Below are 17,917 nucleotides of genomic sequence, written 5' to 3' on the forward strand. Positions count from 1 at the left end.
ATTGACCTCCTTTCGCATTTGTATGTTATGGGAATCATTATACCGCGAATGGTGATTCAACAAAACCTTTTTGGTTCTGGCTTGTCCAGGTTAGGATAGATGGATATTATTTTTTAAAAAAAGGAACAATATGGTTAGCATTGAAATACCCGGGGCCTTTACCCTGAATATTCAGCACGTATTGCTTGATTTCAACGGCACCATTGCCGTGGATGGCCAATTGATAAAAGGGGTTGGGGAAAAAATAAATGATCTGGCCCAGGATTTGGATTTCCATGTGATTACGGCAGATACCTTTGGTTCTGTGAAAAAAGAGCTTGGGGGGATTCAATGTGCTCTTAAGGTGATTCCGGAACAGGACCAGGCCCGGGCCAAACAGGCATATCTTGAAACATTGGGAAAGGATAAAACCATTGCTGCCGGTAACGGTGCCAATGATGAGTTCATGCTCAAGGAATCTGCTTTGGGCGTTTCCGTGCTGGGACAGGAAGGCTTGATGTCCAAAAGTCTTATGGCATCGGATATTGTGGTGGGGGATATTCTTGATTTGTTTGGGTATTTGGAACGCCCCGGTCGTCTGGTGGCGTGTTTACGACGATAGACTTGATATTATTATTCCTGGGAAGCTGACGGGGATTTTTTTATAATCGCCACGGGCGGACCGTATTCTGATCCGGTTCCACCCACAACGAAGCTTGAAATACGCCCCTCATTTGCGGAGTGTTTCATATAAAATCCACAACAAATATAGGGTCGTAGACGCGGAGCCAAATGGTATTATACCGCCGCCCCCCCCGATGGGCAATGGGCCCGGACCGGAACTGTAGACAGCTCAATTGTCCGGTTCCTATTGCCCATCGGGGGGGGCGGCTCTGCCTTAGCTTGCCTTGGAGGCTGCCTTGTATATAAAACTGCCACGGGCAGACCGCATTTTGACTTCGGCCTGCCCGGAGGGGTTATTTTCGTTTTGCCGGAAGCTCCCACTCTTCCACTGTGGTGGTTTCATAGATTTCTTCCCAGCCGGTGATCATACCTGAAATATGGCTGAACAAAGAGTGTCCTGTGGTGGTCATATACACATGAACCAGCAAAAAAGAGATCAGCATAAAGGCCATCAATGTATGAATCCAGGCCACCGGAGCCAGGGGGATCATAAATCCTGCCCACAGATTCCAGGTATAATAAAGCAGTCCTGAAAACATCTGAACAGGAAGCAGCAGTGCAGACAACCCAAGATAGGTCAGGCGCTGCAGGGGGTTGTGCTTGGCACCGGGGGATTTTTCCACGGGGTGGGGTTTGCCCTGGAAAATACCAAAACCATAGTATATTACAACGGAAAATAATTTTTTGGTGGTGGGGATATATTGTTTCCACTCCCCGGTGGTGAAAAGCCAGAATACAAAAAAAGCAAACAATACCAGCCATGAAAGCCCGATGAAGTTATGAACATTCACGGCCCTTTGGAATCCCAGCAGGGAAAAGGTTCCATGGATTTCAAGACCTGTGATGATCAGCGCCACAATCATGAACGCCTGGAGCCAGTGCCAGAATCGTTCAAAACGGGTGTAAAGATATATTTTGATAATTTTTTTATCATCCATGGTTTTTTCTCCTTCCATTTTTCCGGGTGAAAAATCGACCCAGGCCATGGAGTCCCACCCCTCCCAGGGAGCCCAGGATAATTATCCAGCCCAATGAGTCCACGGCGGTGGATTTATCCCTTCCGGGCATGTAAAATCCCGATAGTGTGGCAAGGCGACCGTTATCCCTCCGGTGGCACTGGGTGCAGTCAAGGGCTTTGTCTTTGGGAGCCACCATGTGGGTGATGGGAAATGCATAGGTGGTTTTTACAAAATCAAATTCACCGGAAAAGGGTAATCCAAGGGTATCATTGCCAAGGGTTAAGGCCTCTTCCCAGTTAAAGGTTGTCCAATAGCCTTTTTCCCCGGACAGAAGCGGGGCCAGAAGTGTTTTATTGATCTTGTCATAGGGTTGGTTGCCCCGGTGGATCTTAAAGGGAAATATGCGGGAGTCAGGATCTTTGGCATCTCCCACGGGATGGCTGACTTTCACCACTGTGGAAGGATCAATGATATCCTCTGCCGTGGTACTGGTCTGGGTGCCGTTGGACCAGAAATATTCCGGAACAACATTTTTTTCCCAGGTCATCTGCCCTTTAATGGACTTATAGATGTCTTTACCCAGCTCACCCTTGGTGTGGTAGGGTTTGCCATCCTTAAGATCCCCGGCCTTGGCCCAGTCCCAGCTCATCTTAGTGGGATTGACCCTGGCATACTCTGGAATGTGGCAGGCCTGGCAGGAAACCTTATCGGTGTGGTCATTCATTTTTGAGTCGTTTTTGTGGGGGGCATCGCTGTGGCAGGAGATACAGGTTATTTTGGGGGCCAGGTCATCTTCCAGAAGACTTTTGCTGCTCTCCACGGCGGGGTTGGTGTACACCCGGCCTGCAATGTTATGGTTGGTGGTGGTGTGGCACCGGGTACAGCTAAAATCTTCTCCGTCTGTGCCCATGTGAACATCCAGTATTTTGTTGGGCTTCATCAATGAGGTATCCAGATCCCCGTGTTTTACGCCATCGCCGCCGCCGCCCTTGAAATGACATTCTCCGCAGTTGTTTCTACCGGGAAGAGCGATTTTACCCACTGCATTGGTGACTTCGGCCTGGATTTCTTCCATGATCTCCTTGCTTTCCGGGTCATCATCCTGTGCAAAGGCCTGGATATCGGTGAAGGCTTCTTTGTAATTGAACTTTTCTGTGCCATGGCATTTAAGACAGTTTACACCTTCATCCACTCCGTTCCAGCCCGCATGGCACTTCAGGCAGGATTTATCTTCCATGGCATTGGCGGAAATACAGAAGTTATTCACAGAATACCCGGCCTTGCCATACTTCATATCTTTTTTATCCCCCGATGCCAGCCAGGTCCAGTGAATGGTTTTATGAAACTGGGCAGATGCTTCGGAGTGACAGGAAAGACATGCCTGGGTGACTTCTTCACCGGACATGAACGGTTTTTGTAAAATTTCATGTTTTGTATGATCTGTGGTTATCCAGCGTTTTTCCCGTTTGACGGCTTGTTTGGCCATCTTTCTTCCCGGGGCCTCATCTCCCCCCGGATTTGTGGCTGCCGGGGCAGAAGATCCCACCAGTAAGAAAGCCGTCAGCATGATGGTTATCAGTCCTGGAATGCATTTTTTTGTCATTCAGACCTCCAGTTTCGTTTTTTATGCAAAGCATGACGTCCTGAAACGCCATGCTTTGCGATTCGGGGCTATTTACAGGTGGCAGGGGAGGGGGAGTCCGCCGCATATCCATAGAGATATGAGTAAATATCCAGAATATCTTCATCACTCAGGGCTGCCCATTCCGGTGCACACTTGAAATCGGCAAAATCCTTGTTTTCAAAAATGCGCTGCCACTGGGCCATGGTTTTATCACTGGGGTTGATGGGGGGCTTTTTTTCACTGACCTCACCCCTTTGGGCACAGGCCTTGTACACCTTTCGATAGGTATATTTCCCTTTTCTTTTGTTGCCTCCGGGACCGTCATCGGCAAAAGTCACAGATGTGGAAACCATGACAAACAAAATCATCAGCATTGAAACGATTATTTTTTTAAACATTGCTTTTCTCCTTAATCTTTTTTTGATTTCCGGGCGCACCCTGTGTGCACACCGTTATTTTGATATTCTTCGGGATTTTTTTTATATGAAACTCCGTCCAAAGGTTTGGAATTATAAGAGTTCCATTTTTCGTTGTGGCTGGTGGTTACAGCCATGTATATTTTTTATATACAATGCAGCCTCCAAGGCAAGCTAAGGCAGAGCCGCCCCCCGATGGGTAATAGGAACCGGACAATTGAGCTGTCTACAGTTCCGGTCCGGGAGCATTGCCCATCGGGGGGGCGGCGGTATAATACCATTTGGCTCCGCGTCTACGACCCTATATTCGTTGTGTTCGTTAAGAGATTTGCGATATTTCATTCCCAACAGACAATCTGATCATGTTCCAGCATGTCATTGACCAGGGCCTGCCAATCGAGATTTTCATCATAGAGTTCCACCACTGAAACCACCGTGTCCTTGGAAATTTTTTCAAATAATTTCCGCATTTTTTCATCGGGGGGGGATTTCAGAATATGCAGAACTTTCATGATGATGACCTCCTGATCAGAAACGCATGGTGGCCGAGGCGTAGACGTCCCACACTTCATCCACAATGGGGAAAAGGCCGTCAAAGGAATTGGCCCGGGAGATCTTTTTGGGCTCACCCAGGGGATTGCCACTGCCCGTGTACTGGTAATCGTAGAACCGACCACCCAGTTTTACGAAAAAATTTCTACCAAAGACCGGTTGGATATAATATCCCTCATACACACTTCCCCTTGTGGCCAGTTTGCTTCCCACAAGGGAGTCTTCGGCACCGGTGAAGTTGAACCAGTATTGGGAACCCCAGTTGTATTCAAGGCCCAGCCTGCCGTCAAAGGGCATGGGGAAAAGAGCCCCTGCATAAATGCTGTAGCCATTGCGGGATTCAAGGTCTCCGTTGGAGCTGAGTAGTCCCATTCCCATCATTTCATAAAAGGGATTGGCAGAAATCCGGGAGGGATCTGTGTGGCTCCAGGAGGCGGCCAGGAACAGATCAATATCTTTTTCTGTCTCTTCGTAAAGGTTTTTTCTTAATAACAGGGATGCGGCATCCCAGTCACCGATTTCGGTGGAAGGCTGCATTCTGGAAATATAGCCCCCACTGTTTTGGGCAAAATAGTATTCATTTGTACCATCACCGTTTTGGTCGGATTTGCTTACAACAAAGGGCATCACCGTTAAACCGGTGAACCCGTCGGTGATATCCCAGGCATGGGCATAGTTGAATACGGCACTGAAAGAGTCATTGTCAAACAAGGTGGCAATAAAACCAAACATGTGAACATCTTCCACATCAGATTGGCTTTCCTGGATGGAATAAGAGTTGCCCCAGTCCCCTTCGAATCCCACGCCATAACAGAATTTAAATGCTGCTCCCGGGATATCCAGGGCATCTTCCAGTCCAAAGCTTAAGGATGCTCCATCAAATTGCCAGTTGATGATGGTGGCAAGGGGAGAGCCTCCCACCATGTCATAATCGGCATATTCCATTGGAGGACCGTTGGTGGAGGGGCGGCGTCCCAGGGAAAAACTCACCGGAATATCGTTAATATCCTGGCGGTACATGAAATAAGCCCGCTCCATGCGAATGGTGTCTCCATGGGGCAGGGAGGATGTGTTGCCGTCCATGGTTACATCACCCAGACTTCCCTGGTTGAATTTTACCCCTGAAGAATCCCCCCACACCTTGTATGCGGCAAGACGACCGGCAAAACTTAAGTTTGAATTGACCTTGGCCTTCATGTCCAGATGGAATTTATTGGTGTAGATGATATCGTTGTCCACATCATTTTCGTCCAGGGGAGGGATCATGCCTGCCATGGCCATGTTCTGCATGCCCTGCTGGATCTGATTTAAGGTGGCTCCGTTAAATCCGCCGGAGGCTGCCGGCGTAAAAAAACCGCTTACCAGGGAAGAAGGGGCAGACAGCATGCCGTTGTAATGGATGGAATCTGCTTTGGCTCTAAGTTCAAGGCCCAGGGATACTTTATCCGTGGCAGTATGGAGTTCTGCCTTGTCCAGGCGTTTTCCCAGGTATTTTACCTCTTCTTTATCCTTTTGATCCTCTTGTTCCAGGGCATCAATTTTTAATTTCAACGCTTCCATGGTGCGGCTCATCTCTTGGAGCTGTTGTTTTAAAAGTTCTGTCTCGCTGGATGCAAAGGCCGGTTGAAAGCCCATTAAAAGGCTCATGCTCAAAAATATCGTAATCACGTATTTTTTTTTCATGATATCACCCTTCTGTTTTTTTGATTTCAAAGGAGCCGTCTTTATTAAAACTACAGGCTGCTTCAAGATAATAAATATTTTTCAGGGAAGGCCTTACATCCTGGATCATATAATAGGCTTCACCGCTTCTGGCACCTGTGGAACAGATAAACACCACCGGTTTATCCGAAGGCAGATCCTTGATTTTATCTTCCAGATCATCCACCGGGATGTGAACAGCTGATTTAAAGGAGCCTTTGTCAAACTCGTCTTTGTCCCTGACATCCACGATCATCATGTTATGGGGTGTTTCAGACAGCATCTTTTCAAAGGTTGCAATGTCCATGCTGCCTTCTGTGTCGCCGGGCTTGATGGCTGCTGCCGGAGAGGCACCAAAGGCTTTTTTCCATTCCGGATATCCCTGGGAAAAAACGTTTACATTGGTGTATCCCAGGGCAAGGGCAGCCGTGGCAGATTTGTGGCTCAGTTTGCAGGTAAGTCCGCCGCAATAGAAAATAAGGGGGGTATTGGTATCCCGGGGGAGTTTCCCTTTGTATTTATCAAAATAGGTAAAGGGGATGCTCAATGCTGTGGGAATGTGTCCTTTGTCAAACTTGGGTTTTTTGGGCCGGGCATCCACAATCACAGCCTGGTTTTTTTCCAGGGCTGCTGCCACATGGTCCACGGATACCGACACATAGTTGCCCGGTGTTTTTTTCCATTTGGGAAACCCTTTGGCAAATACTTTAACATTGCTATATCCCAGTTTTTCCGCTTTTTGGGCAGATTTGTGGCTCAGTTTACAGGCAAGGCCTCCACAATAATAGATCAACAGAGTGTTTTTATCCTTGGGAAGCAGATTCACCTGTTTATCAAACTGGCTGTCCGGAATACTGACAGCACCGGGGATGTGGCCGTTGACATACTTTGGTTTGTAGGGCCTGGCATCAATGATCATAACATTGTCCGGCATGGGGATGGTGGCATTCTCCATTACAAACTCCACATCAACAATGGAGTGAAACTGCCATTCCGGGGCAGCTGGCGGGGACAACACTGCTGTGTTGTTCCGGGTAGCTGTACATCCAATGAGGCCGGTCGCCACTGCCAGCACCACCAGATAACGCAATAAAAGTTGTTGTTTCATCTTTTTGCTCTCCTTTTTGGTGTTATTTTTTATGAATTGGTTTTTCATCCTTTTTTTAATTGTTTGAGCAAAGAGTGTGCCGCCTGATTGTTCCAGCCGGTACCTGGAGTGATACCTTTCTCCATATTTTTAATGTCAAAGGCCTGATTCCTCATAAATAAAAACAAATTTTTACCGGGTTGCAGGCTGTTGGGAGGAAAAATTAAAGAGTGATTAAATAGCCGGCAATCGTCTTAAAAAGGGGAGACAGTTGTTAACTGCATATGGGTGTGTTAACATAAACCATTAACACGTTAACACTCTGGAGGCTAACAATGGACATTGGCAAACACTGGCAGACCATCATTGAATCTGTTCAGGATGGTGTTATTATCGTGGACTCCGGCGGCAATATCATGGCTGCCAACACAACGGCACTTTTAATGACCGGCTACAAAAAAGAGGAATTTCTGGGAAAATCGTGCCGTATTTTAAATTGCACCGGGTGTAAAATAGTGGGAAAAGGTCCGGGTAAAGAGTGGTGTGGGCTTTTTTCCCGGGGATTGATTCGGGACAAAAAGTGTTTTATTTCCCATAAAGATCATCGTTCTGTGCAGATTCTTAAAAGCGCAACGGTTTTTTATGATGATAACGGGGATATTGTGGGGGCTGTGGAAACCCTGAAGGATGTTTCCGATAATATTAAATTTGAGAATGAACTGATTTCGTTAAAAAAGACCTATCTGTTGGAGGATGGCTTCCATGGCATCGTGGGAAAAAGTCCGGTGATGCAGTCTCTGTTTGAACTCATTGAAAATGTGGCCCTCACAGAAACCCCGGTGATGATCCTTGGCGACAGTGGCACCGGTAAAGAGCTGGTGGCAAGGGCCGTGCATGAAACCGGCCCAAGAAAAGACAAGCCTTTTATCAAAGTAAATTGTGCTTCCCTCAATGAAAGTCTTTTGGAAAGTGAGTTGTTCGGTCATGTCAAAGGGGCCTATACTGGTGCCAATCGCAATCGCATCGGGCGGTTTGAGGCGGCCCATGGGGGGTCCATATTTCTGGATGAAATCGGGGATATTCCCATGGCCACCCAGGTAAAGCTGTTGCGGGTCCTGGAGGAAAAGAAGATTGAAAAAGTGGGGGATAATGTCTCCATTGATGTGGATGTGAGGATTATCACTGCCACCAACCGCAATCTGGAGCAGCTGATCCAGGAGAACGTCTTTAGAGAGGATCTTTTTTTTCGCATCAATGTGTTTCCCATCCGTTGTCCTTCCCTTGTTCATCGTCTGGATGATATCCCCCTCATTGCCCAGCATTTTATTAATGTGAACGCACGGAAAACCGGCAAAAATATACTGGGGTTTACACCTGAAGCCATGCGTCAAATGATGACCTATCACTGGCCGGGAAATGTTCGGGAACTTCGCAATGCCGTGGAATATGCTTTTGTGCTCTGTAATGGCAGCAGTGTTGGGCCGGAACATCTTCCTGAGCGGGTGACTGTTGGTCCTGGACCCGGCAAGAGAAGTGTGCGGGAATGCAGGGAGGTCCTTGCAGAGTCCCGGGCAGATCAGGCTGTGGACGAAAGAAAGCAGTTGATACAAGCCTTGAAAGTTGCCAAGGGTAATCAATCCAGAGCCGCCCGGGCCATTGGTGTCAGTCGGGTAACCATATGGAAGCGTATTAAAAAATATGGCATTGACCTTCAACGGGACTTGGATTGATTTGGGCGTATTTCCTTTTTTATATTTTAGTTTTTATATCCCGGTACAAAATTTGCTTTAAATGTTTGACAAGTCTGCAAGCGAATATCTTTTATAATCGCCACGGGCGCACCGCATTCTGATTCGGTTCCGCCCACAATGAAATGAGAAAAATTGTTAGATCTATCTACTCTTTCATATGAAAAAAATGTGTAATTTCATTTAATCTCGGCTCTAAGCGTTCCAGCGAAATTAAAATTAACCTGAAATAAATATTTTTGGAGGACGATATTGTGACGTCTGAGAATTTTTTTTCAAGTGTAAAGGAAGAGGCAAGAAAGAACTATATTGCCATATTTGAGCAGGATTGGCCTGCTTGGCTTGCGGGCATTTTTCTTGCCGTTCTGGCCCTTCTTATTTTTCTCTGGGATACCCCATGGGGCATTGCCGGTGGGTATCGAAACTGGGGGGACTGGTTTCTTTATGGCGTTGGTGTTAACAGCCAAAAACCCTTTTTGCCCTGGCAACATCCCATGTCCATGTCCAATTTTGGTATTTTCGCAGGTGCCCTGATGTCTGCTTTGATGAGTCGCCAGTTCAAGATAAGGAGAGCACCTTCCCTGGAATATGCCAAAGGGATCATGGGGGGGGTGCTTATGGGATGTGGGGCTGCCTTTGCCGGGGGATGTAATGTGGGCGGTTTTTACACGGCCACGGGCATGCTCTCCATGGGGGGAATCGCCATGATGATGGGCCTGGGGGCCGGTGCCTGGATTGGACTGCGATATCTTTTGTGGGAAATGGAAAATATCTCCATGAAACCCCTTGTATTGAAGAAAAAAAGCGCTCCTTTTCTGGGGGTGAACTGGGATAAGGTGCAGCCTTACATTGGCGCAGGACTGTTCATCGCTGTTGTTGTTGCTTTTTATCTCTACTCTTCAATTGATAAATCCACCCTTGGGGGGATTCTCTTCTTTGGATTTCTCATCGGTCTTGTCATGCATCGTTCCCGTTTTTGTTTTGTCCGGGCCTTCAGGTGTCCCTTTATGACAGGGGAGGCGGACATGGTAAAGGTGGTGGCCATGAGTCTCATGATCTACGGCATGGGAAGTGCGGTTATAAAATGGGCGTGGATCAAAGATCCCATGGTGGGCGTTTATCACCCCTTTTTTCTGGGAAGTCTGGGGGGAGGTCTTATCTTTGGTGTGGGCATGATTCTGGCCGGAGGGTGCGCAAGCTCCACCCTGTGGCGCATTGGTGAAGGACACGTAAAGCTTGTGATGACCCTTATGGGTTTTTCCCTTGCAAATGCCCTGACACAAAAATTTATCGCTGTATACAATCTTTCTGAAAAAATCGGCAAAGGTGTTTTTATGCCGGATCTTTTTTCCTGGGGCATGACCATTCCTTTGTTCATTATCTTTTTTCTGGTGTGGGTTTTTGTTGCAATCTGGAATGAAGAGAGCGAAAAATTTGTTATTTTTTAACTGCCACGGGCAGACCGTATTCTGATCCGGCTCTGCCCACAACGAAAGTTGAAACTCTCATGATTCCAAACTTTTGGGCGGAGTTTCATATGGAAAAATTAAAAGGAGAAATAATATGGATCTTACAAACATTGAAGTCACCCAGGTTGTGGATACATGCGGGCTGTCCTGCCCCATGCCGCTTTTAAAAACTAAAAAAGCCCTTAAGGCATTAAAGTCCGGTGAAATCCTTGAAGTTCTGGGCAATGATCCCGGCTCAAAGTATGATTTGCCGGAATGGGGCGACAAAGGAGATAATGAGTTTCTGGGAATGGTGGATGTGGATGACGGAGCCACCCGCTATTTTATAAAAAAGGGGTAGGTAAATGACAGATAACATTGCCGTTTTAATTAAAGATAGAAATAGACAATATGAGGGCCTCAGGACAAGCCTGGGGCTTCTCCTGGAAATGGCTGAAGTGAAGATGTTTGTTTTAAACCATGAAATTGAGAATATGGATGAGGCATATTCAGAAAACATGGAGTTCATTGATGAGATGGAGGGGGAACGCTACAGCAATAATCGTGACAACGTTGAAAAGTATGGCTTTGAGTTTGCAACACTTCCGGAAATTTCACAAATGCTGAAACAGGCAAGGCTGGTCATACCATTTTAGGAGGATACCCATGAAAATTCTTCATATATTCAGATCCAGACCAGATGAGACAGTGGATTCGCTCATGGTTTCGTTTTCAGATCAGGAGGAGAAAAAAACAGCGCTTTATGAGGCTGATGTTGACTGGGACGCCCTGGTGGACGATATCTTTTCTTCTGATAAAGTGATCTCCTGGTGGTAGTGCATCGTCAAGGCTAAAACTTAGGTGTTATTATGCCTACCTGCGAATTGTCCCGGGGTGCGAAATTGGACTCAATCCCAAAAACAGGAGGAAAAATAGATGGATAAAGATCTTGCGGCTGCCATGATGCTTGAAAGGTGCAGCTGTTACGACAAGTCTCTTGCGGCGGCTAAAAAAGTTCTGGACAAGGGTGGTACTGATTCTGAAGATTCATTCATGGCCAGAAAAATCATAAGATCCCTTGGGGAGGAGTTCCTTAAACAGCGATTCATGGAAAAGGCCCTGGAATGTTATGCGCTTTTAACAGATGCCGATCATGGTGTTGATTCTTGTCCTGACACCGATGATGCCCAGGCCTTTGAAGATATGGGCCCCAACAATATCGCACTTAAAACCATGGTCAGTGAGGATGTGTTTGAGCTTTTTCAGGCTGTCCAGAACAGTGGCTGTTCCACGGCATCCAACCAAGAAGAGCTGCTCCGGGAAGCAGTTTATCAGCTGATTTTAAAATATGCCTCGGATGAAACCGTGCGAAAGATGCTTTTTAACAAACTTGAAAAGGTTATCAGAAAAGATATATAAGGTGAAAATATGGCTCAATCATTGGGAATACTTGTGAGTTCGGACAAACATCTTGATTATGTGATCAATTTGACTGAGGCAGCGCATAAAAAAGAAAAAGAGATACATATTTTTTTCACAGGGGATGGTGTGAAACTGGGATTACAGCCTGATTTTATAAAATTGGTGGGCAAGGCAAAGCTGGCCGTCTGTGATGTCAGTTTTCGTGCCCATGGTTTTCATGGCCGGGAAGATGAGGTACCCGGGGTGGGGTTTAAGGATTTTGCCACCCAGGCCAGGAATGCGGAAATGTCGGCTGAGTGTGACCGATATCTTGTCCTATGAATCCATCATTGCTAAGGGGGGGAATGCTTCCGAAGTAGATTACCCTGGGAGCGCGGACGTCTCGTCCCCATCATTACAAAATTTGCGGCATGCGAACGAAACCTTCGCGTTTCTGGATATATAAAAATGGACTGTAAATGATCATTGGGGGCCATGAAATGAAAATTGTCAACGGAGATTTGATCAAGCTTGCCGTGGATGGTGAATTTGACGTGATCATCCACGGGTGTAACTGTTTTTGTACCATGGGTGCAGGCATTGCCCGATCCATCAAAGCGCAGTTTCCAGAAGCTTTTCAGGCCGATCTGGCCACAAAAAAAGGAGACCGCACCAAATTGGGAGGTTTTTCCCATGCCATGGTTACGCAAAATGGGCATGCCGTCATTGTCATCAACGCGTATACCCAGTTTCATTACAGTGGCAACGCTGTGCTTGCCGATTATGATGCCATCACAAGCGTTTTTAGAAAATTAAAGGTGCAGTTTTCCGGGAAACGTTTTGGGTTTCCCTTGATTGGGGCAGGCCTTGCCGGGGGGGACTGGCAGGTTATTTCTAAAATCATTGACCGGGAATTACAGGGAGAGGATTTTACCCTGGTTCAGTATGTTCGATAACGATATATGACAGGGGTGTGAATGGCAAAGTGAATAATATTGAAATTTTGAATGGCTAAGGTTCTTCGTGGTTTACAACGGACTTTCTTTCCCGGGCATTTCCAGCCATGAGAACGGCTCCAATTTTTCACTTTTTCTGTCAATCAACCGGCGATTAAGAGACAATTTGAAAAATTGCTTTTTACTCCCATGGGATCTCACTTCGATCCCCTGATTTTGAAATACGCTCTGATACTTTATTCATGGGAAAGGGCCACAATACTTTTGATATCTTTACCGTTTTGTTTGATTGTAACTATCTTTGTATTTACCTTGAAAAATGATTCAATATTGGCTTCATTGATCACTTCCCGGGTTTTTCCAAAGAGATGTTGATTCCCGTGGGCCAGCATCAATGTTTTATGGGATATCCTCAATGCATGGTCCGGATAATGGGTATTGATGATACAGCTGAGTTGTTTTTTTTCTGCAAGGGTTTGCAAAAGCTTGAACATTGTTAACTGGTTGCGAAAATCCAGGTGTGATTCAGGTTCATCCAGAATGAGCACAAGGGGCTCTGAAGCCAAAGCCCTTGCAATGAGTACCAACTGCAGTTCTCCCCCACTTATTTTGGAGCAGGGCTTTCCGGCCAGATGAGCGATACCCACGGTTTCAAGTGTTTGCTCTGCCATGCGGATATCCTTTTTGGAGGGCATTGAAAAAACATTTATATAAGGGGCTCTGCCCATGAGTACCATTTCCAGAACCTTATAGGGAAACACCACATTGTGGCTTTGGGGAATGTAGCTGATTTTTTGCCAGATGGATGTCTTTTTCATTGTATCAAGGGGGGTTCCGTCAAGGATGGTTTTACCGTATTTCCACGGCATCATTCCGGTGACGCATTTGAGCAGCGTTGTTTTTCCCACACCGTTGGGACCCAGTATGGTGAGGATTTCCCCTTCTTTGATTGAGAAGGAAATGTTTTTAAACAAAGCCTTTCCGCTCCCATATTGGAAACTGCCTTCCCTTACCTCCAGCTTCATTTCCATCCCCCTCCTGTTTTTCTTAACAGATAAGCAAAAAACGGCGCCCCCACCAGGGCGGTGAGAATGGATAAGGGAATTTCCATTGGCATTGCAGCCCTTGCCATATCATCAATGAGTAAAAGATAAAATCCTCCAATGGGAACACAGGCCGGAAGTAAATTTTTATGATCAGGCCCCACCACCATTCTGGCCACATGGGGTATAATTAAACCGATCCAGCCGATGATGCCGCACAACGAAACAGCCGATGCTGTGATCAAGGTTGCCGTGGCAATGACCGTCAGCCTCAAACCCTGCACATTGATACCCAGGGATTGCGCTTCTTCTTCGCTTAAAGATAAGATATTCATGCGCCAGCGAAGCAATAATAAAATAATAACACCCACCAAAATCAAGCTGGCGCCTAATATCAAATCCCGGTATGATGCCCCTGATAAGCTTCCCATCAGCCAAAATACAATACTTGGTAGTTTATCGTCGGGATCTGCCGCTAACTTGACCAGGGAAATCAAGGCGGTAAAAAGTGCACCCACGATGATTCCGGATAAAACCAGCACAAAAAGGCGGGACCCGTTGCTGAAATGACTGATTGTGTAAACCAGGCAAACTGCTGTCATGCCAAAGGCAATGGCAGAAAACTGGACAACTCCCATGTGACCCGAGATTAAAATACCAAGAGCCGCACCAAAACCGGCCCCGGAGGTGACTCCCAGAATATGGGGACTTACCAGGGGATTTCCAAAAAGTCCTTGAAATGCAGCCCCTGCCACGGCAAGACCGGAACCAACCACCATGGCCAGCAGCACCCGGGGCAACCTGACATTGATGATGACCATCTCCTCTATGTCACTGTAATTAATATCGGGATACAAACATCCGGAGGTGAGGATTGATAAAACTTTTTTGGGGCAAACCTCATATCGTCCCAGGCAGATGGAAATAAAAAAAATAATACCCGGTAAAACGATCAGTAACAGGGGAACCGTTCTTATAATAGGGTGTTTCCCGTCAATGGGGTTTTTATTTACCATTGGGAAAGAGAATTGACTGGATGAGATCATGGGACAATGAGATATTAAACAGGTTTTGATAGTACTCTTTGATGATGGCAGGCAATTTTGTTTCATGAAACCCTTTTTTATAATTTTTAGATACCATCCATTGTAACATCAAAGGGGAATCCACGCTGGGAGCCCCCCAGTTAATCATTCCCCGGGGGCAGTCATAGATGGCTTTTTCCTTATACGCTTTTAGAAGTGACCAGTCCTGATTTTCTATACGATTTCCAAGATAGTCAGAGGCAGGCCTTCCCCGGAAGATATATATGATGTCAGGATTCCAGCGGTAAATTTGCTCCATGCCGACTTCTTTACCCTCTCCTTTTAAATGACCGGCAACATTGATCAGACCACTTTTTATCAGCCAGTCGTCACCATATGATTCACTGCCCCGGACTGTTATTTTGCCTGCTGAATTGTTCATGATCATGAGTCCTTTGGGCTTTTTTTTCATCACGTTTTTTAAAACCGGTTCAATGCGTTCATGTGTTTTTTTCCATTCTTTTTCCACTGAATTTTGACTGCTTTTTATTTGAAAAATGGTTTTCATGAGTTTTTCAATGGCAACTGACCAGAATTCGTTATCATGGTTCATGGTGAAAAAATCAACAACGGGAATTTCGATTGCTTGAAGTCCCTTTTTCTGGAAATTGCCATATACGAATATGATGTCGGGGTGAAGATTCAGCAGTGCTTCTGTATTGGCGGTGTATCCGGCAATAAAATTTGTGGGAATCTCTTTCCAATAGGGCAGGACTTTGTCCAAAAGTTCATGATTGGCATCATCAAAGGCGATTTTGTGGGCTCCTACGATGCGGGCTTTAATACCCAAGGAGGCAAATGTGGAAACCAGTGGGGGAGCAATAATCACAATTCGGCGAAGATTTTTTGCCGGTGGCAAAATAACCTTATTGCCAGCCAGGTCTACAATGGTTCTCATTGAATTCCCGGATTGATGTCTGCTTTTTTGAGCCCGGGTTTCAGTGCCATTAAAAAACATTGCTGCCAATAGCAATATCATCGCCAGGAGTGGCAATTTGTTTTTCATTAAATGCTCCTTTCCAAAGGTTTCCGGTGGTAAATATTCGGGCAGCACCCCATCTTCACTCATTTGGGCCTGCTCACATAGCAATAGTATGCTACGCAGTCCCAACTAAGCGAAGATGGGGCATTGGACAAACATTTACAAAACCAACCCGAATATTTACTTCCGGTGTGTAGAAAAAATAGGTAAATTAAAAGTTTACGTTTAAACCAAGGGTTGTATTAAATCCCGGTAGTGGATAGAGGGATTCATTGCCGGGATTACCACTGCCGCTGCCAACAGCGTTTTTATCAAAAATGTTTCGTGCTGTAATATACAGTTCAACCCCACCGATTTTTTTCGCATACCGGGCATTTAACACCCAGAAGTCTTCTTCTTCATTGGTGTTGGCGTAGTTAAAATAGCGCTTGCCCGTATACACAGGATTAAGTGAAATATCACCAAAGGTTCTGTGGCGATAGCCCAGTTTGAAAGCAAACATTATATCTGGAACACCGGTTAATTTGTTTCCAGAATAGTCCACTCCCCGGCTGATAAACTTATCAAATTCGGATTTTTGGTAGGTAAAACTGGTCGAGCCATAGAAATTGTGGGGTAATCTTGCATGGACTCCCAACTCCAGGCCTTTTGAGGTGGTTTCTCCGGCATTTTCATACTCTGCTGTCCAATCCACTCCGGATCTGACAAATTTATCGGTTACATTTTGCCAAAAAAAGGCCATATTATAATCCAGCCAGCTGGAAACATTACCGCGAATACCCACTTCATAAGCGTAGAGATTTTCCGGGTCCAGTTCTCCATTGGTGAACCACATTGGCAGTCTTACCGGACTTTTTATTCCACTGTTCAATCCCGCAAACAGGTTTACATCGTCGCATAGCTGATAGGTAAGGCCGATTTTGGGGCTGAAGGCACCTTTTTTCTGATCCCAGGAATCACTATTTGCAATACGGGCGGATTGCTCCAAATCAAAATAATCGTAACGAAGGCCAACTGTCATTGTGAGCGCATCGGTTATCAGCAGTTCATTTTGCAGGTACCCTGCATAGCTTATGTCTTCCCGTGAAAAATGCTGATCAATGGCTTGTAAATCATAAAAGCTTGATGCCTTATATCTTTTTGCCGTCATGTCGTGGTAACGATACTCTCCACCCACAACCAGCTTGTTGGCCATGCCTGCAATGTCATGGTTAAAGGTCATGTTCATTTCCGGATGGGCCTGCCATCCTTCCTGCTCAAAATAGAGACCCTTATATAATTGATAGTTTGTGGACTGAAATTCCATTTTGCCCATGAATTCGTGCTGTCCCAGTCTTTGTCTATAAACAAGTGCGCCCAGCCGTCCTTCTGTTTCGTTATAATAATCAGCGCCGGTATTGGGGTTTTGGGAAGAATCTTTTTCAAATTGTTCTCTGGTCAGGGCCTGGGTATAAATACCGCTTGAATCTTTGTATGAGCCATGGAATGTAATATCTCCGCCGTCGTTTAACCCATATCTCACCATGCTATAAATATTATCGCTGTTTAAATAGCCTTCATCCTGATATGAATCTTCGCGTGCTACAGATGCATCAAGGTAGTATTCCCATTTGTCAGAAGAACCGTTGATTACACCATAGGCATTGCCGCCTCCCATGCTGCCAAAGGCAATACCGGCTTTGGCCTCCAGGGATTTTTTTGCCGTTCGGGTAATTATATTAATGACCCCACCTATGGCCTGATCTCCATAGATGGCCGACGGAGTTTTAGTGATCTCAATGCGTTCGATGTCATGCACAGCCAGACGACCTGACCTTATATATCCGATTCCCGGGTTAAACTCTATTCCGTTGATCATCACCTTCATTGACCAGTTGGAGACTTCTCCCCCCCTGCTGCTCATGGAAACATCACCACTTGCAGCCCCCCTGTCGGTACCTGTAAAATATAATCCCGGTATATTTAAATCCCTTAACAGGGAAATCGCATTGTAATGACCGGGATATTTTTCTATCTCTTTACGGGGGATTACGGTGATATTGGTGGGTATCTTATTTAACTTTGTGGTCATCTTTGTTGCGGTAACTATTGTGTCGCCAATGTTTGTACATTTTTTTTCATCCTGTTCATCTAATCCCCATGCAAGCGGACAGAAGATAATCCAGGCGATTGTAATGATATAGGTAAAGTGAAATATTGATATGTGATGAGTGTGTGATGTTTTTTTTCCAGTTAAATTAATCGGAAAAATT

Annotated in this window: 19 protein-coding genes; 9 read left to right on the forward strand and 10 right to left on the reverse strand. The window is 45.8% G+C overall.

The features are described 5' to 3' along the window. Positions 1 to 130: 130 nt before the first annotated feature. Positions 131 to 601, forward strand: coding sequence for an HAD family hydrolase (locus B9A32_RS06795; protein WP_084067808.1), 471 nt, complete (start codon positions 131 to 133; stop codon positions 599 to 601). 355 nt (positions 602 to 956) lie between these two features. Here B9A32_RS06795 and B9A32_RS06800 read toward each other — a convergent pair whose 3' ends face one another. From B9A32_RS06800 to B9A32_RS06820, 6 genes are all read right to left on the reverse strand, one after another. After that, on the reverse strand, positions 957 to 1,601 hold the full coding sequence (locus B9A32_RS06800) for a cytochrome b/b6 domain-containing protein (protein ID WP_084068217.1): 645 nt from the start codon (positions 1,599 to 1,601) through the stop codon (positions 957 to 959). Further along, the gene (locus B9A32_RS06805) at positions 1,594 to 3,225 is read right to left on the reverse strand and encodes a tetrathionate reductase family octaheme c-type cytochrome (RefSeq protein WP_084067810.1); all 1,632 of its coding nucleotides are present in this window, start codon (positions 3,223 to 3,225) and stop codon (positions 1,594 to 1,596) included. Before B9A32_RS06805 ends, B9A32_RS06800 begins: the two co-directional genes overlap by 8 nt. A 68-nt stretch (positions 3,226 to 3,293) precedes the next feature. Then, positions 3,294 to 3,644, reverse strand: a complete 351-nt coding sequence (locus B9A32_RS06810) for a cytochrome c family protein (protein ID WP_084067811.1) — start codon at positions 3,642 to 3,644, stop codon at positions 3,294 to 3,296. 356 nt (positions 3,645 to 4,000) lie between these two features. Then, positions 4,001 to 4,174 carry a hypothetical protein gene (locus B9A32_RS21305; protein ID WP_170923737.1) on the reverse strand — a complete coding sequence of 58 codons (174 nt, stop codon included), beginning with the start codon at positions 4,172 to 4,174 and terminating at the stop codon, positions 4,001 to 4,003. A gap of 16 nt (positions 4,175 to 4,190) precedes the next feature. Next, positions 4,191 to 5,861 carry a DUF3373 family protein gene (locus B9A32_RS06815; RefSeq protein WP_212637838.1) on the reverse strand — a complete coding sequence of 557 codons (1,671 nt, stop codon included), beginning with the start codon at positions 5,859 to 5,861 and terminating at the stop codon, positions 4,191 to 4,193. 40 nt (positions 5,862 to 5,901) lie between these two features. Beyond that, entirely contained in the window at positions 5,902 to 7,023 is a 1,122-nt protein-coding gene (locus B9A32_RS06820; protein WP_084068218.1) for a rhodanese-like domain-containing protein, read from the reverse strand. Between the two features lie 314 nt (positions 7,024 to 7,337). Between B9A32_RS06820 and B9A32_RS06825 the strand changes: the two genes are divergently transcribed. The 8 genes from B9A32_RS06825 (at position 7,338) to B9A32_RS06855 (ending at position 12,555) form a co-directional block, all read left to right on the forward strand. Continuing rightward, the gene (locus B9A32_RS06825) at positions 7,338 to 8,732 is read left to right on the forward strand and encodes a sigma-54 interaction domain-containing protein (RefSeq protein ID WP_084067815.1); all 1,395 of its coding nucleotides are present in this window, start codon (positions 7,338 to 7,340) and stop codon (positions 8,730 to 8,732) included. A 272-nt stretch (positions 8,733 to 9,004) separates the two neighbouring features. Beyond that, positions 9,005 to 10,198 carry a YeeE/YedE thiosulfate transporter family protein gene (locus B9A32_RS06830; RefSeq protein WP_084067816.1) on the forward strand — a complete coding sequence of 398 codons (1,194 nt, stop codon included), beginning with the start codon at positions 9,005 to 9,007 and terminating at the stop codon, positions 10,196 to 10,198. 115 nt (positions 10,199 to 10,313) lie between these two features. Beyond that, positions 10,314 to 10,559 carry a sulfurtransferase TusA family protein gene (locus B9A32_RS06835; protein ID WP_084067818.1) on the forward strand — a complete coding sequence of 82 codons (246 nt, stop codon included), beginning with the start codon at positions 10,314 to 10,316 and terminating at the stop codon, positions 10,557 to 10,559. Positions 10,560 to 10,563: 4 nt separating this feature from the next. Then, complete coding sequence (locus tag B9A32_RS06840; RefSeq protein ID WP_084067820.1) at positions 10,564 to 10,854, forward strand: hypothetical protein; 291 nt, start codon at positions 10,564 to 10,566, stop codon at positions 10,852 to 10,854. A gap of 10 nt (positions 10,855 to 10,864) precedes the next feature. Then, the gene (locus B9A32_RS21310) at positions 10,865 to 11,035 is read left to right on the forward strand and encodes a hypothetical protein (RefSeq protein ID WP_170923738.1); all 171 of its coding nucleotides are present in this window, start codon (positions 10,865 to 10,867) and stop codon (positions 11,033 to 11,035) included. A gap of 99 nt (positions 11,036 to 11,134) precedes the next feature. Further along, positions 11,135 to 11,617 carry a hypothetical protein gene (locus tag B9A32_RS06845; protein ID WP_084067823.1) on the forward strand — a complete coding sequence of 161 codons (483 nt, stop codon included), beginning with the start codon at positions 11,135 to 11,137 and terminating at the stop codon, positions 11,615 to 11,617. A gap of 9 nt (positions 11,618 to 11,626) precedes the next feature. After that, positions 11,627 to 11,941, forward strand: coding sequence for a DsrE family protein (locus tag B9A32_RS06850; RefSeq protein WP_084067826.1), 315 nt, complete (start codon positions 11,627 to 11,629; stop codon positions 11,939 to 11,941). A 158-nt stretch (positions 11,942 to 12,099) separates the two neighbouring features. Beyond that, complete coding sequence (locus B9A32_RS06855; RefSeq protein WP_084068219.1) at positions 12,100 to 12,555, forward strand: macro domain-containing protein; 456 nt, start codon at positions 12,100 to 12,102, stop codon at positions 12,553 to 12,555. 236 nt (positions 12,556 to 12,791) lie between these two features. Here the strand turns inward: B9A32_RS06855 and B9A32_RS06860 are convergent, their stop codons facing one another. The 4 genes from B9A32_RS06860 to B9A32_RS06875 all read right to left on the reverse strand — a co-directional run bounded on the left by B9A32_RS06860 (position 12,792) and on the right by B9A32_RS06875 (position 17,736). After that, complete coding sequence (locus B9A32_RS06860) at positions 12,792 to 13,580, reverse strand: ABC transporter ATP-binding protein (RefSeq protein ID WP_084068220.1); 789 nt, start codon at positions 13,578 to 13,580, stop codon at positions 12,792 to 12,794. Next, positions 13,577 to 14,614, reverse strand: coding sequence for a FecCD family ABC transporter permease (locus B9A32_RS06865; RefSeq protein ID WP_084067829.1), 1,038 nt, complete (start codon positions 14,612 to 14,614; stop codon positions 13,577 to 13,579). The genes B9A32_RS06860 and B9A32_RS06865 overlap by 4 nt, the downstream gene beginning before the upstream one ends. Next, complete coding sequence (locus B9A32_RS06870; RefSeq protein WP_212637839.1) at positions 14,604 to 15,581, reverse strand: ABC transporter substrate-binding protein; 978 nt, start codon at positions 15,579 to 15,581, stop codon at positions 14,604 to 14,606. Before B9A32_RS06870 ends, B9A32_RS06865 begins: the two co-directional genes overlap by 11 nt. 295 nt (positions 15,582 to 15,876) lie before the next feature. Beyond that, positions 15,877 to 17,736: a TonB-dependent receptor gene (locus B9A32_RS06875; RefSeq protein WP_170923739.1), complete on the reverse strand. Its 1,860-nt coding sequence runs from the start codon at positions 17,734 to 17,736 to the stop codon at positions 15,877 to 15,879. Between the last annotated feature and the right edge of the window lie 181 nt (positions 17,737 to 17,917).

It is taken from the genome of Desulfocicer vacuolatum DSM 3385 (assembly GCF_900176365.1).
In the GTDB taxonomy this organism is placed as follows: domain Bacteria; phylum Desulfobacterota; class Desulfobacteria; order Desulfobacterales; family Desulfobacteraceae; genus Desulfocicer; species Desulfocicer vacuolatum.

Bases quoted from the DNA above. Each gene is read 5' to 3' on its own strand.
- B9A32_RS06795 (WP_084067808.1), top strand. From the start codon at position 131: ATGGTTAGCATTGAAATACCCGGGGCCTTTACCCTGAATATTCAGCAC.
- B9A32_RS06800 (WP_084068217.1), bottom strand. From the start codon at position 1,601: ATGGATGATAAAAAAATTATCAAAATATATCTTTACACCCGTTTTGAA.
- B9A32_RS06805 (WP_084067810.1), bottom strand. From the start codon at position 3,225: ATGACAAAAAAATGCATTCCAGGACTGATAACCATCATGCTGACGGCT.
- B9A32_RS06810 (WP_084067811.1), bottom strand. From the start codon at position 3,644: ATGTTTAAAAAAATAATCGTTTCAATGCTGATGATTTTGTTTGTCATG.
- B9A32_RS21305 (WP_170923737.1), bottom strand. From the start codon at position 4,174: ATGAAAGTTCTGCATATTCTGAAATCCCCCCCCGATGAAAAAATGCGG.
- B9A32_RS06815 (WP_212637838.1), bottom strand. From the start codon at position 5,861: ATGAGCCTTTTAATGGGCTTTCAACCGGCCTTTGCATCCAGCGAGACA.
- B9A32_RS06820 (WP_084068218.1), bottom strand. From the start codon at position 7,023: ATGAAACAACAACTTTTATTGCGTTATCTGGTGGTGCTGGCAGTGGCG.
- B9A32_RS06825 (WP_084067815.1), top strand. From the start codon at position 7,338: ATGGACATTGGCAAACACTGGCAGACCATCATTGAATCTGTTCAGGAT.
- B9A32_RS06835 (WP_084067818.1), top strand. From the start codon at position 10,314: ATGGATCTTACAAACATTGAAGTCACCCAGGTTGTGGATACATGCGGG.
- B9A32_RS06840 (WP_084067820.1), top strand. From the start codon at position 10,564: ATGACAGATAACATTGCCGTTTTAATTAAAGATAGAAATAGACAATAT.
- B9A32_RS21310 (WP_170923738.1), top strand. From the start codon at position 10,865: ATGAAAATTCTTCATATATTCAGATCCAGACCAGATGAGACAGTGGAT.
- B9A32_RS06845 (WP_084067823.1), top strand. From the start codon at position 11,135: ATGGATAAAGATCTTGCGGCTGCCATGATGCTTGAAAGGTGCAGCTGT.
- B9A32_RS06850 (WP_084067826.1), top strand. From the start codon at position 11,627: ATGGCTCAATCATTGGGAATACTTGTGAGTTCGGACAAACATCTTGAT.
- B9A32_RS06855 (WP_084068219.1), top strand. From the start codon at position 12,100: ATGAAAATTGTCAACGGAGATTTGATCAAGCTTGCCGTGGATGGTGAA.
- B9A32_RS06860 (WP_084068220.1), bottom strand. From the start codon at position 13,580: ATGAAGCTGGAGGTAAGGGAAGGCAGTTTCCAATATGGGAGCGGAAAG.
- B9A32_RS06865 (WP_084067829.1), bottom strand. From the start codon at position 14,614: ATGGTAAATAAAAACCCCATTGACGGGAAACACCCTATTATAAGAACG.
- B9A32_RS06870 (WP_212637839.1), bottom strand. From the start codon at position 15,581: ATGAGAACCATTGTAGACCTGGCTGGCAATAAGGTTATTTTGCCACCG.
- B9A32_RS06875 (WP_170923739.1), bottom strand. From the start codon at position 17,736: ATGACCACAAAGTTAAATAAGATACCCACCAATATCACCGTAATCCCC.